Genomic DNA, 22,485 nt, shown 5'->3' on the forward strand with positions numbered 1-22,485 from the left:
GACCAGTGACGAATCCTGATAAGGCGGATTTTGGCGGGGGCGGCGCGACGAACACGCTGTCCGCAGGGCTGTACCTTGTGGCAGTTCCGATCGGGAATGCGCGGGATATCACTTTGCGGGCATTGGATATTCTGCGCGACGCGGATGTTTTGGCGGCAGAGGATACCCGGTCGCTGCGCCGCCTGATGGAATTGCATGGGGTGACGCTAGGTGATCGGCCGCTGGTCGCCTATCACGACCACAACGGCGACCGGATGAGACCACGTCTGCTGGCGGACATCGCTGCTGGCAAGTCTGTGGCTTACGCGTCCGAAGCAGGCACGCCCATGGTGTCGGACCCCGGTTTCGATCTGGGCCGCGCCGTTGTCGAAGAGGGGGGCGCAGTCACCAGCGCGCCGGGGGCATCTGCCGCGATCATGGCGCTGACCTTGGCGGGCCTTCCGACGGACCGGTTCTTGTTTGCGGGTTTTCTTCCCAATGCGGGCGGTTCGCGACGCAAGGTCTTGGATGAACTGGTGGCGGTGCCTGCAACCTTGGTGTTCTACGAGTCGCCAAAGCGACTGGGGGCGATGCTGACCGAGGCCGCATCCCGTTTGGGGGACCGTCCGGCGGCCGTATGTCGGGAGTTAACCAAGAAGTTCGAAGAGGTGCGGCGCGGAAGCCTGGCGGAATTGGCAGAGTACTATACGCAAAACCCGCCGAAAGGCGAGATCGTCGTGGTCGTGGGCAAGGGGGATTCAGACTCTGGTAAGGAAATTGACTTAGAACAAGTCGTGAACCTTGCGCTTCAGACGATGTCTGTGCGCGACGCTGCGGATTACGTGGCGGCGCGCTACGGTTTCAAGCGCAGGCCAGTATACCAAATGGCAATGCGGCTGTCCGAAAGCCGCGAGGGCGAATGACATACAAGGGCCAACGGAGGGGGTTGCAGTGCGTAGAACAGGGACAAAGGTGGACTCCAGACAGCTGTCTCTCTTTGAATGGACGTCGCCATTGGCGGAGCCCGCACGCCACAGTTCGGCCCCATCGCCTGACATTTTGGAAAGACCGCGCACCAAACCCCTGACACAGCGGCAATCAAAGGGATTGATCGGCCATGCGGCAGGCGCAGCGGCTGAGCTTTGTGTCGCGCAAGATTATGAACGACGTGGGTTTCCGATTGCACGTCATCGCTGGCGCGGCCAAGGCGGGGAAATCGACCTGATCGCCCGTGACGGTGAAGGACTGGTCTTCGTTGAAGTCAAGAAAAGCCGTTCGTTCGACCAGGCGCTGGATCGGCTCTCGAAAAAGCAGATTGGTCGATTGCAGACGGCCGCCGAAGAATACATCGGAACGCAGCCAAGGGGCGCGCTTACCGACGTCCGCTTTGATGTGGCATTGGTCAACAGCTACGGCGAGTTGCGCATAATCGAAAATGCCTTCGTCGATTGCTAAGCTTCGCACAGGGGGGCTGCATTGCCTCTGCCGCCATGATGCGCCATCTATGTGACGAAATCGTACCGGATTTCTTCAGGGGATGCGCATGAAGATTGCTTTTCAGATGGACTCGATCAACGGGGTCAACATCAATGCAGATAGCACGTTCCGCCTCGCCGAGGAGGCGCAGGCACGCGGGCATGAGTTGTTTTACTATGGGCCAGACCAATTGGCCTTTGACGAAGGGCGGATCACCGCCACGGGGCACTGGATGACGGTTCAGCGCGTGGCTGAGGCACCGGCGATTCTCGGGGAGCGCGTGACTCTAGACCTTGCGGACATGGACGTGATCTGGCTGCGGCAAGATCCGCCATTCGACATGCACTACATAACCACAACTCATTTACTAGAACGTTTGAAGGGCAAGGCGCTGGTGGTAAACGACCCCTTCTGGGTCCGCAATTTCCCCGAAAAGCTGCTGGTTCTCGGCTTTGAGGGCTTCACGCCGCCGACCATGATCGCGCGAGATCTGGAGGCCATTAAACGCTTCCGGGTCAAACATGGGGATATCATTCTAAAACCTCTCTATGGCAACGGCGGCGCAGGTGTCTTCCGTCTTACGCAAGACGACCGCAATCTGAGCTCCTTGCATGAATTGTTCACGGGGTTTTCTCGTGAGCCTTTGATTGTGCAGAAATATTTGCCCGACGTGACCAAAGGCGACAAACGGGTGATCCTCGTTGATGGCAAGCCCGTTGGTGCGATCAATCGCGTGCCAGCAGAGGGCGAAGTGCGGTCCAACATGCATGTGGGCGGTCGCCCCGAGAAGGTTGAGCTCACGGAGCGAGATCTGGAAATCTGCGCCGCAATCGGCCCCACGTTGCGCGACAACGGGCAGATTTTTGTCGGTATCGACGTCATTGGCGACTGGCTGACAGAGATCAACGTTACGTCGCCTACCGGGATTCAGGAGCTTGAACGTTTTGACGGCATCAACGTCGCCGAGATGATCTGGCAAGCGATCGAGGCCAAAGTCTCATGAGCTGGCAGCTGCAACTGCTGAACGCGCAGTTGCGGCTGTTCACGCGGCCGCGCATTGGCCGAACGCGAACACCTGAGGAAGCGCAAAAGTCGGTCGAGCTTTCGTCGAAGCTGGCGATCGCGCCTCCGTATCTGCGCATTCTGGAACGGGCCGGAGGATTATACTGGATTTGCTGCGGCAGTTGCCGCCCAGACCGTGTTGTGCTTTATTTTCACGGCGGCGGCTTCATTTCAGGCAGCCCTTTGACGCACAGCGCGATGCTTGGCGCCCTGTCCTGTGACACGGGCGTCGAGGTCTGTGCGCTGCGTTACCCACTCACGCAAGAAGCGCCGTTTCCGGCCCAAATTGAGGCGGCGATGTCCGCCTGGGAGCGCTTGAGGCATCTGGGATACAAACCCAAAGACATCGTGCTGGGCGGAGACTCTGCGGGCGGTGGTTTGGCACTTTGTCTTCTGTCGCAGCTTTGCCAGCGCGGAGAGGCCCCCTCGGGTGTATTTACGTTTTCTCCCTGGACCGATCTGGCGTTGACCGGTGAATCCTTGACGGAAAATGCTCAACAGGACCCGATCCTGCCACCGGAGCGCATTCACGAATTGGCAGAGATTGTCTTGGACGGCGCCGACCCGTGTGATCCGCGCGCCTCGGCGCTCTATGCTGCGTTTCCGGATTGTCCGCCGGTCTGGATTGCATGGTCTGAAACTGAAATTTTGCGGGACGACGGGGCACGCATGGCCGCTCGTTTGCGGGATGAAGGGGCCGATGTGCAAACGGAGGTGCATTCCAGTGCACCCCACGTCTGGCCTCTTTTCCAGGGTTGGGTGCCAGAAGGGACTGAGACGTTGAAACACGCGGCGCAGTTTGTTCAGGAGTCCTTTGCGGACAACAGCCGGTAGCTCAGAGCCTCCCCGACATGTGGCCTTTCGACGTTTTCCGATCCGGCAAGATCAGCGATGGTTCGCGCGACACGAAGGATCCGGTGATAGCCGCGTGCGGATAGGCAAAATCTGTCTGCGGCCCGGATCATAAGATCGCGTGTTTCGCTGTCCAGCGCGGCAATCTGTTCAAGGACACTGCCTTCTGCGTCGGCGTTGGTGCGCATGTGCGGCGATGTGGCGAAACGTGCATCTTGAACCGCCCGTGCGCGGGCGACGCGCTGGGCAATTTCGGCGGATGTGTCGCCGGATGCGGGTAAATTGAGGTCGCTGTAGCCGACGGCGGGAACTTCAATACGCAAATCAAAGCGATCCATCAGCGGCCCGGAGATGCGGGCCAAGTAGTCTTCGCCACACAGGGGCGCTTTGGAGCAAGCGCGGTTGGCATCGGCCAAGTGCCCGCAGCGGCACGGATTTGCGGCAGCCATCATGAGAAACCGGCAAGGGTAACGGATGTGCGCATTCGCGCGGGCGACCATGACTTCACCAGTCTCAACAGGTTGCCGCAACGTTTCCAGAACAGGCCGCGGGAACTCGGGAAGCTCGTCCATGAACAACACGCCGTTGTGGGCCAGACTGATCTCGCCCGGCTTGGCGCCACGTCCGCCCCCGATCAACGCGGCCATGGACGCGGTGTGATGCGGTTCACGAAACGGACGGGTCCGGGAGATGCCTCCATCTGTTAATAAACCGGCTATGGAATGGATGATTGATGTCTCCAAAGCCTCCGCCGGGGTTAGCGGGGGCAGCAGCCCCGGCATGCGTCCGGAAAGCATGGACTTTCCTGCGCCAGGCGGGCCAACCATCATAAGGTGATGGCGGCCAGCGGCGGCGATTTCCATGGCGCGTTTGGCACGCTCCTGACCCTTTACATCGCGCAGATCGCGGTGGGTTGTACCTTGTGTGATTTCGCCGGGCTGGGCAGGTTCGAGGATGCACTGACCTGTGAAATGCTTAATGATATCAAGCAGGCTTGAGGCGCCGAGCACGTTGCAGGCCCCCACCCAAGCGGCTTCTCGGCCAGAGGCCTGAGGGCAAATCAGGGCACGATCTTCCGCCGCGGCGGTCATCGCGGCGGGCAGCGCGCCAAGGACAGGCACGAGGGTCCCGTCAAGCGACAGCTCTCCCAAGGCCAAGGTGCGAGAGACTGCATCAGGCGGGATGATGTCCAGCGCTGCAAGCAGGCCCAATGCGATGGGAAGGTCAAAGTGCGACCCCTCTTTTGGCAAATCGGCCGGTGATAGGTTAATTGTGATCCGTTTGGAGGGCAAAGCGATGGACAGCGAGGTAAGTGCGGTGCGCACACGGTCGCGCGCCTCCGATACGGCTTTGTTGGGCAGGCCGACGATGGAAAACGCCGGAACCCCAGGGGTCACGGCGCATTGGACCTCGACCGGTCTGGCTTCGACGCCTTCAAACGCAACTGTGTGTGCAGTGGCAACCATGAGTGTCCCGGATGTATGTTCCGCAGACTGTGGGTATGCATGGTTACTTTTAGATTAACTCATATTCAGCCGTGCCGATGCGCAGAAGCTCCGCCCCCTGAGTGGCAACTGAGTTTCCGACGGTGGAGTCGTGAACCGTCGCCCCGTGACACTGGCCGAGAGGCGTCTAAAGCGGATATGGTGTGGCGCCAAAATCTTCAGCGCCGCCTCAGTCGCCAAACGATGCGCGGTGCGTCCCAGAGCGTTGGCAGCATTGTCAGAGAGACCGGCACTGCCGTGACCACGATGAAGCTCTGTAGCTTGCTGACCCCGCCGGAGCCGATGGAGACAAGAATCACCGCCATGATGCCCATGGCGATCCCCCAGAACGCGCGTAGCCAGACACGTGGCTCCCCTTGAGACATGGTTTGCGCGACGACGTAACTCATGGAGTCACCCGTGGTCGCAACGAAGGCCACCGTCAACACAAGGAACGCAATCGACAGTGCTGTTCCAAAGGGGAAAGCCTGAGTGGTCGCCAGCAGGCCAGCCGGCAGGTTCAGCCCTTCGAAGGGCGCGGAGATGACGCCGGGATCCATCTGCTCGAAAATGATGCCAGAGCCGCCGATAATGGAGAACCAGAAATTGGTGACCACAGGTGCCACGATGGAGAGCATCAGGATCATGGACCGGATTGACCGGCCCCGGCTGATCCGCGCGATGAAGATCGCCATCAACGGGCCATACCCGATAAACCAGCCCCAGAAGAAGATTGTCCACCAGCCAAGCCAGGCACTGTCGCCGAAGGCACCGGCCTCGCCACGAAAGAGCGACATGGCAAAGAAGTTTTCGATATACGTCGTGAAGCCGCCCGCGAAGTTGGCGAAGATCGCCGACGTGGGGCCCACCACCAGCATGAAGACCAGCAGCACGAAAACCAGCCCTATGTTGAACTGCGACAGGATCCGTATGCCTTTTGACAGCCCGGTGACGGCCGAGATGGAGTAGATCGAAACGAGCCCCAGCACCACGACGGCCTGCGTGGTAAAGGTGTCCGGAATCCCAAACAGCGCGTCCAGTCCGTAACTGACCTGCAGCCCGAGAAAGCCAATCGGCCCAACGGTTCCGGCAACCACGGAAATAATGCTGAATGCATCGACGAGGGTGCCCAGCGGGCCGTGGATCACCCGGTCGCCAAAGACGGGATAAAGCAGCGTGCGCGGCGCAAGGGGCAGTCCGCGGTCATGGTGGTAATGCGACAGCAGTATCGTCGCCAAGGCACCTAGGATGGCCCAGCCGGGGAAACCCCAATGCAAAAACGCCTGTGCCAACGCGGCATGAGCCCGCGCATCCGGATCACCGGAGAGGTCGCCGAAAAGCGGCGGGGTCGAGAGATAATGCGCGATGGGTTCGCCGGCCGCCCAGAAGACGCCGCCGCCGCCGAGCAGCGTGCACATGATCATCGCCCCCCACTGGAAGGTCGAAAACTCAGGCGCTTCGAGGTCCCCCATCTTATGGCGCGCCCCAGGCATGAGACACAGGCCGATGCCAATGAGGAACGTCGCCAGTAGCAGCACCTGCCAGTAAAGCCCGAACCAGCGGGCCGAAAAAGCGAACGCTGCGTCGATCCAGATGGAAAGCTGCTCGATATCGAAAAGCGCGAAGGTGCAGAATGCTACAATGAAACCGCCGGTCAGTAAGACCAGTGGCACGTCGAGGCTCCGCTCCCGGAGGGAGGGACTTTGTCTGTCAGGCATATCGTCCTTTCGGGGGAGGTCGTGCAGGCGCTCGTCCAGCATTCTTGCCGTGGACGCAGGTTCTATGGGCGACATGGCACCCGAAGGGGAGGCGGCAAGCGCCCGGCGGTGAGCTGGAGGGCTCGAGTCGAGGCTGCCGCGTAACGAAAGCGCCTGTTGGTTGTCAATGCATGACTGTCCTGACTCCACGGCATTGTTCCAGTTCCAATGCCAGTGGGTGGTCGGCTTCTCGTCTACGGCGCGGTGCTTTTGTTCCTTTGGTGGAGGCTACACATCAGAGCGTTGTCTGGCCTGACATGGCGTAGTGTCGCGATCTGTCAATCATGATCCGGGCCTCAGGCTATGTGGCGAAGCCCGATCCGCCGGCCTTCGTCGATTCTTTGGCAGCCGAATGCGCCGCAATTTGCATGGCGGGGGAGAACCTGGCGGTGCAACTGTCGCAGGAGCGGATGTTCCAATATTGCAGAGGTGCGTTGCAAGCCGTTTGCCGCCCACGCAGATCCATGCGCGGGCGGTTTTGGCGGCTCAACTTTTAGAATGAAGCGCACACTTAAAGCTTGGGACCAAATGCCTCTGATTTCGGTGCCGGGTCCCCTGGGTGTTGTGGCAAGGCAAGAAAATGCCCAACCGGCGCGGGCGCGTGGTCATGCGCCTTTGCCTGTTGGGCAGGTCGTTATCGTTATGTTTCAGAGCTGATCGGCAGCCGTTGGCGTACGAGCGTCGTCCAGTAAGAGCAGCCCCAGGCAATGACATCGTCGTTGAAGTCATATTCAGGATGGTGCAGCCCCGCAGATGGACCATTGCCAACATTGATCATCGCTCCCGGCACTTCGTTCAACATGAACGAGAAATCCTCGCCGCCCAGAACCGGTGGCATATCGAGCGAGACGTTCGACATGCCTGCCACCTCTTGCGCGGCTTTGGCGGCCAGTTCGGTTTCACGTTCGTGGTTCACGGTGACCGGATACATCCGGATATACTCGAGCGTTCCAGTTGCACCAAAGCCCGCCGCAATCTGGGGCACCAGCGCGGCCAGTTGTGCTTCGATATGGGTGCGAACCTCTTCGCGCAGGGTGCGCACAGTGCCCGTGATCTCGATCTTTTGCGGGATCACGTTAAACGCATTGCCTGCGTGGATCGTGCAGAGCGACACCACAGCGTTGTCCATCGGATCAATGGTGCGCGATGTGATGGTCTGGATCGCCTGAATCAACGCCGCCGCAATCGGGAACGTGTCGATGGTGCTGTCCGGGCGGGCGGCGTGGCCGCCGCGACCTTCGATGGTGATGCGCACCTCGTCGACCGACCCCATGATCGGGCCTGACGCTATGGTGAACTCTCCAACAGGGAGGTTGGGGCGATTGTGCATGCCGTAGACCTCATCGCAGGGCCAGCGGGTGAACAAGCCGTCGTCGATCATGGCTTTGGCGCCTGCACCGCCTTCTTCGGCGGGTTGGAAGATGACGATCACGGTGCCATCAAACGCGCGGCTTTCGACCAGCTGGCGCGCAGCCCCCAGCAGCATGGTGGTGTGACCATCGTGGCCGCAGGCGTGCATCATGCCATCGACCTGCGACGCCCAGGGCTTGCCCGTGGCTTCGACGATCGGCAGGGCGTCCATGTCCGCCCGCAGGCCGATCGTTCGGCCTGATGTGTTGGTCTGTCCGCGAATAACACCCACGACACCGGTGCGCCCGATGCCTTCGACCACTTCGTCCACACCTGCGGCGCGCAATGCTTCGGCGACGGTGGCCGCAGTGCGGGTCACATCATACAGCAATTCGGGGTTCTGGTGCAGATCGCGGCGGAAGGCGGTCAACGATTCAACTTGTTTGGCGACCCAGTTTTCAACGGCCATGGCTCAGGCGTCCTTGTTCTTCATGCGGTAGCGGAAATCACAGTAGCTTGCGCCCTTCATGATGGTCTGAGTGCGCGTCATCTCCATGTCGGGGTTATAGCCGATGCAGAAATCACCATCGCGGTTGCACGACAACAGGTGGCCGATGTCGCCCAGCCCCATGTCCTTGTACATCTCGGAATAGCGGCAGCGGGTGACGTTGAAATCCAGGGCTTCTTCGGAGGCTTCCAGTGTTTCGATCCGCAACGCGTCCTCACGCGTCCAGTTCGGCTGGATTGCTGCAAAATCCGTCAGGTCCGGCGTGTGGCCCAAAGCCTCGGCAAGCTGTTTGCCCTGTTCGATCGCCGACCGGGAGCATGTTTCGCCAATAACGGCTTCTGCCTCGGCGCGGTCGGTCCGGTCGGTTATGACGTCCAGAACGTGCTTCAGGATCATCGCCTCGATTTTGCGGCGCATCAGGATCGGCACGCTGTTCACGTCCAGTCCGTCAGAGGTGTTTGTGTCAGTTGTCATGAGGCAAGTCCTTATAGTTTGGGTTCGCTCAGGTCTTTGCGTTTCAACCAGGCGAGGTAGGTTGGTGCAACACGACGGGCGATGCTGTGAACGGGGAAGGGGCGCGGTTCGGTGACGGGCAAGGCCAGCTCGTTTTCGTCCGTTCCGGTGGCCGCCCGGGCGAGCTCGCGGCCCAATGCCGTGCCAAAGGCCACACCGCGCCCATTGCAGCCGATCCATGCCCAGCCGTCGGTGCCAAGCCGGTGAATGCGTGGGAAACGGTCCCAGTTCATGCCGATGTAGCCGGACCAGACGTGGGTCATCTCGGGCGTGCCCAGTTCGGGGAATGCCTCGCCCAGACTGCGGGCGGCCTTGGCCCGGACGCGGTTTTCTACGTCATAGGCGCCTATGACCGCGCCCCCCGTGATCAGGCGGTTGCGCGCATCATAGCGGAAAAAGCGCAGGTCGCCGCGGGTGTCAGACACCGCTTGCCGGCCCGGCAACAGGCTGCGGCGCAAGTTGTCGCCAATGGGCTGCGTCGCCATTTGCCAGCTCAACACCGGAATGATGGATTTCGCCAGTCGCGGCGCCAATGAGGGCACCAGTTCGCCTGTATAGGCATTGGTGGCCAGGATCAGGGCGCGCGCCTTCAGTGTGCCGGTGGCCGTTTGGATCACCCACTGTGCGCCAACCCGCTCGTATCGGATGACAGGTGAGTTTTCGTGGATCGTTGCGCCCAGATCTTCTGCCGTTTTGGCCATCGCGCGCGCCAGCGCCAGCGGGTTGATATGGCCGCCCGTCGGGTTGAACATGCCGCCATACCAGAAATCGCTGCCCAGAATGTCGCGGGTTTCTTCGGCAGTTTTGAATTCGGCGGGAAAGCCGTGGCGTTGCCATGTATCGACCCGTGACTGACACAGCTTCACACGCCCCGGACTGTGGGCGGGCTGGAACCAGCCAGCTTGTTCCGCTTCGGCCTCCATGTCGAATTCACGGACCAAGTCGAACAGTATGTTTGCCGAATTGCCGATCAGCTGGACCATGCGTTCGCCAGCAGCACCGTAGCGTTTGATCCAGGCCGCGGGCTCTGCGGCGGTGAGGATTGGAATGACCTGCCCGTTGTTGCGCCCCGACGCGCCCCAGCCCACGGCCTTGCCTTCCAGGACAGCGACCGATCCGCCGTTACGGGCCACTTCGATAGCGGCCGAAAGACCTGTAAAGCCGCCGCCGATCACGGCCACATCGGTTTCAGCCGTGCCGCCCAGCGGTGGCGCGGGGGGGCGGTGTGGGGCTGTGGCAGCCCACAGCGAAGGTGGAAAAGCGACGTCTGTCAATGGACTGGCTCCAGGTCGGGTTGCGCGGGCGGGACCATGTCGTGGGGCATCCAGAACCAGCGCAGGGCTTCTTCTTCGGGCAAAAGGTCCGTGATCGGCGCGGGGGGCAGGTCGGCTGCCGCATCTGCCAGATCGCGGGCATAGGTCAGGCACGCCTCGAAAGTTGGCGGGGTGTCCTGTGCGCTTTCCTGCAATGTCCACAGGTCCGACAGCGAAGCCGCCGCTTTGTCCTCGACGGTGCGTTGGGCGCGCCAGACACCGGCGGTCAGATCCAGACGGTAGTACGCCAGCAAATCGAGACCGCGTTCAGCGATCAGCGCCAGTGCCGCCGAGATCCGGTCTGTATCGCTGTCGTCAAAGAACCAGTTCACCCCCAGGCGCGCCCAGCCCGGACGAAAGGCAGAGTGCCCCTGTTCGACGGCGCGTTCGTGACATTCGGACATCTCCTCATCAATGCCCAGCAACGCATGGCCGTAGGGACCGGCGCAAGAACAGCCCCCGCGCGCCTGAATACCAAACAGATCGTTCAGCAGCGCGACCACATAGTTGTGGTGCAGCAGCTTGCCCGCAACCCGGATGTTGAATGAAAACACGCCGATGCGCGGCACATTCTGAGGCCCGAGGATCTCAACCCCCGGTATGGCGCGCAGGGCGGCTTCCAATCGGTTGGTCATGGCCTGCTCGCGGCGTTCGACCTCATCCTCGTCCATGTCCGCCTTGAGTTGCAAAACCATGCCGGCGCGTATGTTTTCGACGATCGACGGGGTCCCGGCTTCCTCGCGGCGTTCGGGGTCAGAGACGTAGTTGTGGCGCAGCGCTGTCACATAAGACACGGTGCCGCCGCCGCTGATGGTGGGGCGCAGACTGTCCAGCATACGGCGGTCGGCGATCAGCAGGCCCGACGCCCCGGGGCCGCCGGGGAATTTGTGCGGTGACAGAAACGCCGCATCAATACGGTCGTTCGCGCCGTCGCTCGATGCACTCAAACGCACCGGGATATAGGGGGCGGCCGCCGCGAAATCCGCCACGCACCAGCCGCCCTCTGCATGTACAAGCCGGGCAATGGCGCGCAGGTCGGTGCGCACCCCTGTGACGTTGGAGGCCGCCGAAAAAGCCGCGATTTTCACTGGCGCATCCGCGTGCTGTTTCAGGGCGCTTTCCAATGTCGTCAGGCAAACGCCGCCCTGGTCGTTGAGCGGAATGCGCACGATCTGCGCCCCGCTTTCACGCCAGATCAGATCGTTCGAGTGGTGTTCGTAAGGGCCGACAAACACGACCGAGGTGGCGTCCAGCCCCTGCATGGACAACGCCCGGACAAGCTTGTCTGCCGCACCGGTGGCGCCAGAGCCTGTAAAGATCACGGCGTGGTTTGCGTCCGCGCCGACAGCCTTGCGCACAGTGTCCCGCGCCAGCTCGCGCAGTTGCGTGGACCGTCGACCGGTAAACGATGTTTCGGTATGCGTGTTGCCGTAGAACGGCAGCACATGCTTGCGGATTGCGTCCTCGATAAAGCTGATGGACCGCCCCGAGGCGACATAATCAGCATAGATCAATGCGCGTGGCCCGAATGGCCCGGGGATTGCCGTGCCCTCACCAATAATGGCCGTACGGATGGTGTCGAACTGAATGGTCATCGGTGGTCCTTAGGCGGCGTCTGTCTTGCGATAGGGGGGCGTCCAGGTGCGCCCCGGTATCGATGCAAGCAGGTTGCGGGTGTAGGGGTGCTGCGGGTCGGCAAAGACCTCGGCGGTAAAGCCCGCCTCGACCACTTCGCCCTTTTGCATCACGATAATGCGGTCGCAGAGTTGCGCCGCGACGCGCAGGTCATGGGTGACGAACAGCAGCGACAGGTTCATCCGGTGGCGCAGTTCGGCCAGCAGTTTCAACACTTGCGCCTGGACGCTGACATCCAGCGCCGAGACAGGCTCGTCCGCGACGATGACCTTGGGTTCCATTGCAAGCGCGCGGGCGATGCCGATGCGTTGTCGCTGGCCGCCAGAAAACTCGTGCGGAAAGCGGTTGGCGGCGGCGGGTGACAGTTCGACCAGTTCCAGCAGCTCACGGGCGCGGGCGCGAGCCTTTTCCGGGTCTTCACCATGCACGATCGGTCCTTGGGCGATTATATCAACCACCCGCTTGCGCGGGTTGAGCGATGCCATAGGGTCCTGAAACACCATCTGGATATGCTTGCGCATACCGCGCAGCTCGGCGGGGCTGCAGGCCAGCAGGTCGGTGCCATCTACTTCGACCGCGCCGGCATCGGCGTCCAGCAGGCGGGTGACCAGACGCGACACCGTGGTCTTGCCGGAGCCGGATTCGCCCACGACACCCAGTGTTTCGCCCTGATGCAGCTCAAAGCTGAGATCCTTGACCGCGACCACGGCCTTGCGCTTGCCAGTCAGCAGCCCGCCGCGCGCAGCAAAGGTTTTGCGCAGGCCTGTGCCCTTCAGCACAGTCGGTCGGGTGGTGACGGGTTTGTGCGGGGGCGGCAACAGATCGGGGACCGATGCAATCAGCGCCTGGGTGTAGGGGTGTTGCGGATCGTTGAGCACCTGCCCCGCGGGACCTTGTTCGACCACCTCGCCCTGGCGGAGCACGATCACATGATCGGCGATTTCAGCCACGACGCCAAAGTCATGGGTGATGAACAAGACGCCTGCGCCCTCTTCTTTTTGCAGGTCGCGGATCAGCTTGAGGATCTGCAGCTGCGTCGTCACATCCAACGCTGTTGTCGGCTCGTCTGCAATCACCAGTTTGGGTGACAAAGCCAATGCCATCGCGATCATCACGCGCTGGCGTTGGCCGCCGGAAATCTGGTGAGGGTAGGCGTTGTATGCGGATTCAGGGTCCGGGATATGCACACGTTTGAGCATTTCAATCGCGTGGGCCTGACGCTCCTTGCGCTTGGCGCCCATGTGCAGCTTCAGAACCTCGTCAATCTGCCAGCCGACGGTTTTTTGCGGGTTCAGCGCGGTCATCGGTTCCTGAAAAATCATCGAAATGCGGTTGCCGCGCAGCTTGCGCATCTCTGCTTCCGACTTGGCCAGCAGGTCTTCGCCCTCAAAGGTGATCTCACCCCCTGCCACCGTGACATGCGGTTCCGGCAACAAGCGCATGATGGCGCCCGCCGACAAGGATTTGCCCGAGCCGGACTCGCCCACCATGCAGACGATTTCGCCAGCGTGGACATTCAGGTTCAGCCCCTGCAGCGCGAACGGACGGTCAGAGCCTTTTGGCAGGGCGATGCGCAGATCGCGAACCTCTAGAATGGGCTTTGCTTCGACGGTCATTGTTTCTGCCTCGGGTTCATTGCGTCGTTCAGGCCTTCGCCCAGAAGTGAGAAGGACAGGACTGTCAGCACGATGGCGATGCCCGGAATGGCCGAACAGTACCAGGCGGTGCGCAGCACGGCGCGGCCCTGGCCAATCATGTTGCCCCAACTTGCGTAGTTCGGATCGCCCAGCCCCAGGAAGGCCAGGGCGCTTTCCAGCAGGATCGACAACGCCATGATGACCGAGGCGTAGACGATGATCGGCGGCAGGGCGTTGGGCAGGATCTCACGGAAGATCAATGATGTATTCGACACCCCCAGATTGCGTGCAGCATCGACGAATTCGCGGTTGCGCAGGGACATGAATTCGGCGCGCACCATGCGGGCGGGGGCCGTCCAGCTGACGACGCCGATAGCAACCGTGATCCACTCGATCTTGGAGCCGAGAATGGCCACGAGAGTCAGCAACAGCACAAAGTTCGGGATGGTCTGAAACGCTTCGGTCACCCGCATCAGCAGGTCGTCCACCCAACCACCAAAGTAGCCCGCGAGCGCGCCGATCACGATGCCGATGATGATCGACACCAGCGTGGCGAGAACGCCGACCAGCAGCGAAATTCGGGCGCCGTAGAACAGTTGCGACAGGATGCTGCGGCCCAACTGGTCGGTTCCCAGCGGAGTGGAGGCATCCACGAAGGGGGGCACCAGTGGTTGACCGGCGCGGCGCAGCGGATCGCCCGGATCGACCAGGCCTGCGGTCAGCGCCATCAGTACGACGATGGCGAACAGGAACAGTCCCAGAAGGGCTGCGCGGTTGCGTCGGTAGCGCCGCCAGAAGACAACATAGCGGGGCGGTTCTGCCGGTCGCAGATCGGTATCAAGCACAGTCATGAGAGTTCAATCCGGCTGTCGAGACGTGCGTAAAGCAAGTCGGTTAGAAAATTGACGAGGATCACGATGATCGAGCACAAAAAGATGATGCCCATCAGGGTGTTCATGTCGCGCTGGATCACCGACTGGTAGGCCAGTTGCCCCAGTCCCGGCAGCGTAAAGATGGTTTCAACCACCACCGATCCCCCCAGCAGGGTGGAAAATTGCAGACCGAACAGGGTGACCGCAGGCAACAGGGCGTTGCGCATGATGTGATGCACCATCAGCCGTGTCTCGCCGGCGCCCTTGGCTCGGGCCGTGCGCACGAAATCCTGATCTGCGACCTGCATCACCGACGACCGCATCAGGCGCAGGTAGAACGACAGATAGATCAGCGACAGCGCCGCCGTAGGCATGACCAGGTGGCGTGCCACGTCCACGACGTGATCCCAGCCGGTGTAAAACCCTGCAATGGTCTTGATCCCGCCCACAGGCAGCCAGCCCAGCTTGACCGAGAACAGCAACATCATCATCAGCGACAGGAAAAAGCTGGGTGTTGCGTAGAAAATCAGCCCCAATGTGGAAATCAGGTTGTCGGCCAGCGAATAGGCGCGCCGTGCTGCAAACGCCCCCAGCGTGATACCAATCGAAAAGGCCAGGCTGAGCGATGTCGCCATCAGCAGCAAGGTGGTGCCAAGGCGATCCATCAGAACGGTTGCCACCGGTTGTTCATACACAAACGACCGCCCCAGATCGAATGTCGCCAGCTTGACCATGTACCGCCAAAGCTGCACCCAGATCGGCTGGTCCAATCCGTATTCCGCCCGCAGCCGAGCGATAAAGGCAGCGTCGGCCCCCCCCATGTCGCCGACCAGCGCGTCAACCGTGTCGCCGGGGGCCATTTTGAGCAGCAGGAAAGTGCCCATCATAATCAGGATAATGACCGGAATGGCCTGTAGAAGGCGCCTCAGGGCATAGATCAGCAGCGGGGGGATGGTCGGTTTCATCGCGAAATTCTTTCAGATGCGCGCAGGCAAAGGGGCTTGCGGTCTTGGGAGCGGGCAGGCCGACAGCGGCCTGCCCGAAGGTCGGATTATTCGTCGAGCCACAGATCGTACCAGCTGGAAGAGTTCCAGCGCGGCGTGTTGTGGTGGTTCTTCAGCTTCTTCGACGTGACCGAGATGAAGGGATGCTCGATGGCAAAGATCACGGGGATTTCTTCCATCTCTTTGCGCTGGATCTCGTGATACATCTCGGCGCGCGCTTCCGGGTCAAGCTCGGAGGCTGCGTCGTCGATCATCTGATCCATCTCTTCGCTTTTCCAGCCAAACTGATTGGACCACGGCGTCCCTTCGGGCTGGCCCGAGCGCAGCCAGACAGTCGTGGACACCGCAGGGTCGGACCGGAACTGGTGCCAGCCGTTCGCTGTGTCGAAATCATGATCGCGGTAGACGCCGTTCAGGAAACCGGGCGCGTCGTTGGTCAGGATCTCAACGTCGATGTTGATCTCTCGCATGGCTTGCGCAAAGTACTCACCCCAGAGTTGGGTGTATTCCCCCCACGGGGCAGGGCGGTGACGCAGCTTGAAGCGGAAGCCGTCGTCTTTGACAGGGTAACCGGCCTCATCCAGCATCTTTTTTGCCAGCTCGACATCATAGTCATAGGTTTTCACGTCGTCGGTGTAGTTGTCACCGCCGGCTTTCGGAACAGGCCCGCGACCGGGGGCCGCAAAGCCGCGCATGATCGTGTCGATGGCATAATCGATGTCCAGACCGTGATAGATGGCCTGCCGCACCTTCAGATCGGCAAGGATCGGGTTGCGGTGGTTGAACTCGACGGTCGAGTGGGCGACGTTGTTTTCGTAGCCTTCGGTGCCGACGTCAAAACGGTCGTCCTCTGACAGGCGGACCACATCCGCCATCGACACACCGATAAAGCCGGACTCGTGGACTTCGCCCGCTTCCAGTGCGGCCGCAGCTGCCGATTTATCCTTTATGAACCGCCAGACGATGCGGTCGAGGTAAGGGAAGCCTTCGCGCCAGTAATCGTCGTTCTTTTCAGCCATCACATATTGACCGCGTTCGTATTCGACGAATTTGAACGGCCCGGTGCCGACAGGCGCCGTGTTGTACGGGTTGTTCAGAATGTCGGTGCCCTCGTACAGGTGCTTGGGCATCGGGTGGCCAAGGTCGGGCATGGCGGCCACGAACAGATCAAGCGGCATCGGCTTGGAATAGTTGAACACGGCCGTGTGCGGGTCGGGGCAATCGACCGATTCCAGGTTGGCTTGCAGAGCCGACGAATAGTTCAGCAGCTCTTTCCACATCTCCATGGCGGTAAAGGACACGTCATCACAGGTGAAATCCTCCCCGTCGTGCCAGCGAACGTTTTCACGCAGCTTGACCGTGATGGTCAGGCCGTCGTCCGAACCGGACCAGTCGGTTGCGAGTACGGGCTCGTAGCCGTCGTAGCTTCTGTCGATCAGCGGTTCGACGATTTTGCCGCTGATGTTGTAGACGCCTGTCGATGCGCGCAGCGCGGGGTTCAGGGTCCGCTGTTCGGAAATCATGTGAATGATGGCTGTGCCACCCTTCTTGACCTCCTGCGCCGAAGCCATGCCGGGCGTCAGTGCGGTGCTTGCGGTCAAGCATGCGACGCCAAGGCCGATCAGTTGTTTCTTCATGTAAAGCTCCCTTTCTGTCGGACTCCTTGCTGGAATCGCGATTTTGCTTTCGCTCTGCTTCAACACTGCGCATGACGCAGGGGTAGTCAATGAAAATCTAACTCGTGAATATAAAATAGAAAAAAATACTATGTTTGAGAACTTAACTAGGATAAATATTCAGCATGAAGTCATTTTAAGAGGCCATAATGCTGAAAACGGTTTGGGTCACTGGTGCAGGATCGGGCATAGGATCTGCGGTTGCTCTGGGTTTTGCCAAGGCGGGCTATCGTGTTGCCTTGACGGGGCGCGGCGTGCAGGCGCTGGAAGAGGTCGCCGCCAGATGTCCCGACAGCGAAAGGGTTCTGGTGGTCCCGGGCGATGTAACCGACCGGCAAGGCATGCTTGAGGCCGCACAAAAGATTGCCAAAAGGGGCGATGGTCTGCACATCCTTTGCAATAACGCCGGACTGAACATTCCGCAACGTCGTTGGGCCGATCTGGATTGGGAAAGTTGGGACAACCTGCTGAAAATAAACATAACCGGGGCGCTGAATGTGATTGCCGCTTGTCTGCCGATCATGCGCGGCCAGCAAGACGGAATCATGATCCACACCTCAAGTTGGGCGGGCCGGTTCCATTCGCCGAACGGTGGCGTCCCGTATGGCGCATCCAAGCACGCGCTGTCCGATATTTCCGCCAGTCTGAACGCCGAAGAGGGCGTAAACGGCATCCGCTCGACCGCGCTCTGCCCGGCAGAGGTCGCAACCCCGCTGCTGGCGAAACGACCCGGTTTCGATGTTTCCACGCTGGACCATATGATTCAGCCCGAGGACATGGCGCAAACCGCACTTTACGTGGCGCATATGAACCCGGTCGTTGCAGTGCACGAGATTCTACTGGCTCCGGTGCGCAAGTGAGTTCTGCCCCAGATTAACATTTGAAAGGAAAATGAAATGTCTCATCCTGTCAAAGGTATAGATCACTGTTTTGCTCTGGTTCAGGATCTGGACAAGGCCGCCGCGCAATACGCGGCGCTAGGGTTCACCCTCTCGCCGCGCGGCCTTCATTCCGAGGCAAAGGGGTCTGCCAACTACACCATCATGTTTCCTGACGACTATTTCGAATTGTTGGGCCTGCTGCGCGCAACGCCGCTGAATGCGGCGCGCGGCAAGGCGCTGACAGATCAGGGGCAGGGGCTGCACGCGATCGCCTGCCGGATCGGTACCGCCGAAGCTGCGGCAACTCAGCTTGCGGAGCTTGGCATCGGGACGCACGGCCTTGGCAGTTTCGAGCGCCCGGTGCCGCTGCCCGACGGCGGGTCGGCGATGGCGGCCTTTTCGACGGTGGTCTTTGACGATGCGGAACTGCCCTTTGGATCCGTCTTCATGTGCCAGCACAAAACGCCTGAAACCGTTTGGCTGCCCGAGCTGCTGACCCACGCCAACACGGCTTGTGGCCTCGATGCGATCCTTGCCTTGTCCGAAGACCCGCAAGAGGATGGAAAACGCTTCGCGCGGCTGTGGGCTGACGGGTCGACCAGCGAGACCAACGGTCGCGTGACGGTCAATACCGGTGCCAATTCTGCGCCGCTTGTCCTGATGTCACAAGATGCGATGCAGGCGCTTTACCCCGGTGTCGATCTGTCTTTGACCGCCAAGGGGGCCTTTACGTCCTTGCGGGTCAAGGTGACCGACATGAATGCTGTGCGCCAATGTCTGGACGATTCCGGTCTCGCCCCGATTGTCACGCAGACGGGACTGGCGGTTGCGCCCGAACACGCGTCGGGCGTCATTGTCGAATTTGTGCCAGCATGACAGAAAAACAGCGCAAAACCGGGACGAAGTCGGCCGACACGATCACCTTTGATGACATTGATCAGAAGATTCTCGATATCCTGCAGCGTGACAGTGACACGGTGATCAGTGCCATCTCGGACGCGGTTGGTCTGTCGCCCACACCTTGCTGGCGACGGATCAAACGGATGGAGGAAGCCGGGTTGATCAAAAAGCGCGTGGCGCTGGTTGATCAGGTGCGGGCCAATGTCCCCATGACGATTTTCATCGGGGTCACCACGCCGCGTCATGAAATCGGGTGGTTGCAGCGGTTTTGCGATCTGATCGACGAAATTCCCGAAGTTGTCGAAGCCTATCGGATGACAGGCACGATCGACTATATCTTGAAGGTCGTTGTCCCAGATATGAGCGCCTATGATCTTGTCTATAAAAAGATGATTGAACGGCTGGAGTTCAGTCAGGTCAATTCGATGATCTCGATGGAAGAACTGAAGTTTACCACTTCGATTCCGACAAAATACCTTTGAGCAACGGTCTCTCGGGCGACTTTAGCAGGCCCGCGACCAACGCCGTGAGGTCGGGCACCCCGGTGCGGCACCGTCATGTGTCGCGGTGATCGGACGGGGTCATTCTTGATGCTGCCCTCGGTGGAGATCCAGGAGGCGGATTGCGCCATTGTGCAGCCGCAGGCGGACGACATTTTAAGCCTTGAATGTCATGGCGTGCGCACTGGTGTCGGCTTGGCCCCGCGCTTCTTTTCGACCCTCCATATGAGACCGGACCTTTGCGGCGACAAAACTGCGGATGACGTAAAGCCTCAATGGCTTTGATTGTGGCAGAAGGCTCGCAAGCCAAAGCGAGGAGGCCAAGAGATGATCGACGGGACACCCAAATCGGTCTGAAGCGTGTGCTCTGCCGTGTCAGGCGCGGCTCCAGGCTGGGCTGTCGCATGGGTCATTCAACAGCTCCTTCAGCTCCAGATCGAGCTGCATCACCGTGATCGAGACGCCGGCCATGTCAAGCGAGGTATAGTAATGGCCCAGCAGCGTGAGATGAACGGTGATCCCATGCGCCTCTAGTCGCCGGCGCAGCCGCCTGTTCAGGATATAGAGCTCCATCTGAGGGGTGCTGCCCAAGGAGTTGACGAGCAGGGCGACCTCGGTGCCGTTGGCGGGATTGATCTCGTCCAATATGCGGTCAACGATCAGGTCAGCGGTTTCATCGGCAGATTTCACCTGCGTTCGGGCGACCCCCGGTTCGCCATGTACGCCGACGCCGATTTCCATGTCGTCCGGGCCAAGCCGAAAGCTCGGGCGGCCTGTGTCGAGAGAGGCGCCGGGCTCCAGCGCGACACCCATGGTCAGGCAGCGGTCCGCTGCGCGCGCGGCAATGGCGGCGCATTTGTCCAGCGGCAGCATCCTGTTGCACGCCGCGCCCGCCACCTTGAAGACAAAGACATTGCCAGCCACCCCGCGTCGGGCGCTGCGCGTGTCCAGAGGGGCCGAGGCAATGTCATCCGTGGTCACCACGGTGCGAACGGCAATGCCCTGCGCTTCGGCCATTTCGGCGGCCATCTCGAAGTTCATCAGGTCGCCAGAGAAGTTGCCGAAGATGTGCAGCACCCCTGTGCCGCCATCCGCCGCTTTCGTGGCGGCAAGGATCGGGTCCGGCGGCGGCGAAGCGAAGATATTGCCCACCGCGACTGCATCCGCCATGCCTTGGCCGACGTAGCCCAGAAAGCCCGGTTCATGGCCGGAGCCGCCGCCGATCACCAGCCCGACCTTGCCGGAGCGTGGCCCGTGCCGGGCGCGGATCGCACGCGGGGCGCCATCCACCGGGGCGAGGATGCTTTCATGCGCCAAAAGCGCGCCTGCGATGGCCTCGTCCACGGCATCGCGTGGGCGGTTGAGGAATTTCTTGACCCGTGTGCGCTCTGGCAGGGCCTCAGAAGGGGCGTCGGGCCTGCGGGGCGGGCGGTCTTCGTAGCCTTCGGAGGTCAGGATCGCCCGGGCCGTATCGGCATCGGTGACGAGCGTCGAGACATAGCCGCCGCGCAGGGCGGCCAGAATGGCCTGCACCTTGTCCATGCCGCCGGCGACGGCCATGCGCTCCGGCACCTTGCGGATCATGTCCAGATCCATGCCTATGGTGCGCCCTTCGAGCGGACCATCCACCCGTGCGCCGTTGGCCGAAATCATGCGGCCTGCGATGCTGCCCACCGCGGCATGGTAATGGTCGCGGATCGAAACCTCGTCGAAAAGGCCGCTGGTGTGGATCGTGCTTTCGGGCCGGAGCGAGGAAATCCCGAGAACGATACGATCGGCTTGCGCCAGAACCTCCATTTGCTCGGCAAGGACGGGTTCGTGCAACAGCATGTCCCGAACTTCGGCGGTCGATACAATGGCCGGGGCGGACAGGGGGATGCACCGCGCGCCGAGGTTCTCTGCAAGGCGGGTGGCGCAGGCTTCGGGAGTCCAGGGGATCTTGGCCGTGGTGCTGCCCGTGGCCTGCACAATGCGGACATCGCGTAGCGCGCCATGCGACATGTGGCTGGCCATGGCCAACATCGTCCGACCCCAGGTGACAGCGACGGTCTCGCCCGACTTTGTCAGATGTCTGAGAACCTGGGCGGCAGCGGCGCCAAGCCGATCCGTCAATGGATTGTCGTTGCCTTCCGAAGGGATGACCATGCAGTCGTTCAGTCCGAAATGGGTTTGCATGGCCTGCGACAAAGTCAGCGCGCGGAACCGGTCAGGGTCGATTTCGATGGAGACGATGCCGCGCGTGCGGGCGTCGGCAAGGTAAGCGTTGACCGATGGACGGGAGACGCCGATCCGCGTGGCGATCTCCGCCTGCGTCAGGCCCTCTTCATAGTAGAGCCAGGCCGCCCACAGCAACATGTCTTCGCCAAACCGGGTCGGGGCACGCTTGTCCCCAGTGGGCGCTGCGCTGCGCGGGGTTCCTCTCGCAGGCATCAGGTCAGCCGCTCATGGTCGGCGGCCCAGCTGGCCAACACGTCCAGCAAGGCAGCGGCAGAGACCGCACCGGGATCGAGGTGCCCGATGCTGCGTGGCCCCAGACGGGCCGCGCGCCCGCGCGACGCCATCATGGCGCGGGTGTCTTCTGCGCCTTTGGCGGCGGCCTGTGCGGCGGCGCGGAGACATTCGACGGTGCCGCTTGACGAATCGGATTCATGCGTCACCACATGAGCGGCAGGCCACCACGCATCCAGCATGGTCTTGTCGCCGGGCTTTCCGTGGCCACGTCTTTCGACGCCTTCGAATATAGCAGGGATCAGCGCAGGCAAATGATCGAATGGAACCTCCTGCACGGGACCAAAGGTCGTGGCGGCACGGGTCAGAGCGCTGGCATATAGCGGCCCCGTCGTTGCCCCAACAGCATTCAGCAAGACCTGCCCCGCCAGTGTGAACCCGTCCCCCAGCGTCTGGTTTTCGTCTTCTACATTGGCGAGCGCGCGGGCGGCGGCCTCGAACCCGTCGGCCATGGCGACACCATGGTCCGCATCCCCGATCTCACCGTCGAGTTCGCCCAGAAGGGTCCGTTCAGCGGCCATGCGCTGGGCAAAGGCCCGAAACAGGTCGGTCAGGTCGGATCGGGTAAAGCTGGACAT

At 61.1% G+C, this 22,485-nt stretch carries 19 protein-coding genes; 7 read left to right on the forward strand and 12 right to left on the reverse strand.

Annotated features, from left to right (window positions below; all coding sequences use genetic code 11):
- The first annotated feature begins 5 nt into the window (after positions 1–5).
- The 4 genes from rsmI (at position 6) to GGQ68_RS13570 (ending at position 3,351) form a co-directional block, all read left to right on the forward strand.
- Positions 6–902: a 16S rRNA (cytidine(1402)-2'-O)-methyltransferase gene (gene rsmI, locus GGQ68_RS13555; protein ID WP_343055940.1), complete on the forward strand. Its 897-nt coding sequence runs from the start codon at positions 6–8 to the stop codon at positions 900–902.
- A 91-nt stretch (positions 903–993) separates the two neighbouring features.
- Positions 994–1,434 carry a YraN family protein gene (locus tag GGQ68_RS13560; protein ID WP_183966852.1) on the forward strand — a complete coding sequence of 147 codons (441 nt, stop codon included), beginning with the start codon at positions 994–996 and terminating at the stop codon, positions 1,432–1,434.
- Positions 1,435–1,522: 88 nt separating this feature from the next.
- Positions 1,523–2,458 (forward strand): glutathione synthase, encoded by a 936-nt coding sequence (gene gshB, locus GGQ68_RS13565; RefSeq protein ID WP_183966854.1) that lies wholly within the window; start codon positions 1,523–1,525, stop codon positions 2,456–2,458.
- On the forward strand, positions 2,455–3,351 hold the full coding sequence (locus GGQ68_RS13570) for an alpha/beta hydrolase (RefSeq protein WP_183966856.1): 897 nt from the start codon (positions 2,455–2,457) through the stop codon (positions 3,349–3,351). Before gshB ends, GGQ68_RS13570 begins: the two co-directional genes overlap by 4 nt.
- On the opposite strand, the gene GGQ68_RS13575 is transcribed toward GGQ68_RS13570, so the two are convergent.
- The 10 genes from GGQ68_RS13575 to GGQ68_RS13620 all read right to left on the reverse strand — a co-directional run bounded on the left by GGQ68_RS13575 (position 3,321) and on the right by GGQ68_RS13620 (position 17,079).
- Positions 3,321–4,835: a YifB family Mg chelatase-like AAA ATPase gene (locus GGQ68_RS13575; RefSeq protein ID WP_183966858.1), complete on the reverse strand. Its 1,515-nt coding sequence runs from the start codon at positions 4,833–4,835 to the stop codon at positions 3,321–3,323. The genes GGQ68_RS13570 and GGQ68_RS13575 overlap by 31 nt on opposite strands.
- Before the next feature lie 197 nt (positions 4,836–5,032).
- On the reverse strand, positions 5,033–6,571 hold the full coding sequence (locus tag GGQ68_RS13580; RefSeq protein WP_183966861.1) for a BCCT family transporter: 1,539 nt from the start codon (positions 6,569–6,571) through the stop codon (positions 5,033–5,035).
- Positions 6,572–7,250: 679 nt separating this feature from the next.
- Positions 7,251–8,429, reverse strand: coding sequence for a M20 aminoacylase family protein (locus GGQ68_RS13585; RefSeq protein ID WP_183966862.1), 1,179 nt, complete (start codon positions 8,427–8,429; stop codon positions 7,251–7,253).
- Positions 8,430–8,432: 3 nt separating this feature from the next.
- A complete protein-coding gene (locus tag GGQ68_RS13590; RefSeq protein WP_221235590.1) occupies positions 8,433–8,942 on the reverse strand; it encodes an L-2-amino-thiazoline-4-carboxylic acid hydrolase in 510 nt (169 codons plus the stop codon).
- An 11-nt stretch (positions 8,943–8,953) separates the two neighbouring features.
- Complete coding sequence (locus tag GGQ68_RS13595) at positions 8,954–10,255, reverse strand: NAD(P)/FAD-dependent oxidoreductase (RefSeq protein WP_183966864.1); 1,302 nt, start codon at positions 10,253–10,255, stop codon at positions 8,954–8,956.
- A complete protein-coding gene (locus GGQ68_RS13600; RefSeq protein ID WP_183966866.1) occupies positions 10,252–11,889 on the reverse strand; it encodes an aminotransferase class V-fold PLP-dependent enzyme in 1,638 nt (545 codons plus the stop codon). Before GGQ68_RS13600 ends, GGQ68_RS13595 begins: the two co-directional genes overlap by 4 nt.
- 9 nt (positions 11,890–11,898) lie before the next feature.
- Positions 11,899–13,545: an ABC transporter ATP-binding protein gene (locus GGQ68_RS13605; RefSeq protein ID WP_183966867.1), complete on the reverse strand. Its 1,647-nt coding sequence runs from the start codon at positions 13,543–13,545 to the stop codon at positions 11,899–11,901.
- Positions 13,542–14,417, reverse strand: coding sequence for an ABC transporter permease (locus tag GGQ68_RS13610; protein WP_183966869.1), 876 nt, complete (start codon positions 14,415–14,417; stop codon positions 13,542–13,544). The genes GGQ68_RS13605 and GGQ68_RS13610 overlap by 4 nt, the downstream gene beginning before the upstream one ends.
- Complete coding sequence (locus tag GGQ68_RS13615) at positions 14,414–15,403, reverse strand: ABC transporter permease (RefSeq protein WP_183966871.1); 990 nt, start codon at positions 15,401–15,403, stop codon at positions 14,414–14,416. Before GGQ68_RS13615 ends, GGQ68_RS13610 begins: the two co-directional genes overlap by 4 nt.
- A gap of 86 nt (positions 15,404–15,489) precedes the next feature.
- Positions 15,490–17,079 (reverse strand): ABC transporter substrate-binding protein, encoded by a 1,590-nt coding sequence (locus tag GGQ68_RS13620; protein ID WP_183966873.1) that lies wholly within the window; start codon positions 17,077–17,079, stop codon positions 15,490–15,492.
- 188 nt (positions 17,080–17,267) lie between these two features.
- On the opposite strand from GGQ68_RS13620, the gene GGQ68_RS13625 reads away from it, so the two are divergent.
- From GGQ68_RS13625 to GGQ68_RS13635, 3 genes are read left to right on the forward strand one after another with little or no spacing between them, the layout of a single operon-like run.
- Complete coding sequence (locus tag GGQ68_RS13625) at positions 17,268–17,978, forward strand: SDR family oxidoreductase (RefSeq protein ID WP_183966875.1); 711 nt, start codon at positions 17,268–17,270, stop codon at positions 17,976–17,978.
- A gap of 36 nt (positions 17,979–18,014) precedes the next feature.
- Positions 18,015–18,875: a VOC family protein gene (locus tag GGQ68_RS13630; RefSeq protein WP_183966877.1), complete on the forward strand. Its 861-nt coding sequence runs from the start codon at positions 18,015–18,017 to the stop codon at positions 18,873–18,875.
- Positions 18,872–19,381 (forward strand): Lrp/AsnC family transcriptional regulator, encoded by a 510-nt coding sequence (locus GGQ68_RS13635; RefSeq protein WP_183966879.1) that lies wholly within the window; start codon positions 18,872–18,874, stop codon positions 19,379–19,381. The genes GGQ68_RS13630 and GGQ68_RS13635 overlap by 4 nt, the downstream gene beginning before the upstream one ends.
- Positions 19,382–19,774: 393 nt before the next feature.
- On the opposite strand, the gene GGQ68_RS13640 is transcribed toward GGQ68_RS13635, so the two are convergent.
- Complete coding sequence (locus tag GGQ68_RS13640; RefSeq protein WP_183966881.1) at positions 19,775–21,829, reverse strand: bifunctional sugar-binding transcriptional regulator/dihydroxyacetone kinase subunit DhaK; 2,055 nt, start codon at positions 21,827–21,829, stop codon at positions 19,775–19,777.
- Complete coding sequence (dhaL, locus tag GGQ68_RS13645; RefSeq protein ID WP_183966883.1) at positions 21,829–22,485, reverse strand: dihydroxyacetone kinase subunit DhaL; 657 nt, start codon at positions 22,483–22,485, stop codon at positions 21,829–21,831. Before dhaL ends, GGQ68_RS13640 begins: the two co-directional genes overlap by 1 nt.

The sequence above is a fragment of the Sagittula marina genome (assembly GCF_014196795.1).
Lineage (GTDB): Bacteria > Pseudomonadota > Alphaproteobacteria > Rhodobacterales > Rhodobacteraceae > Sagittula > Sagittula marina.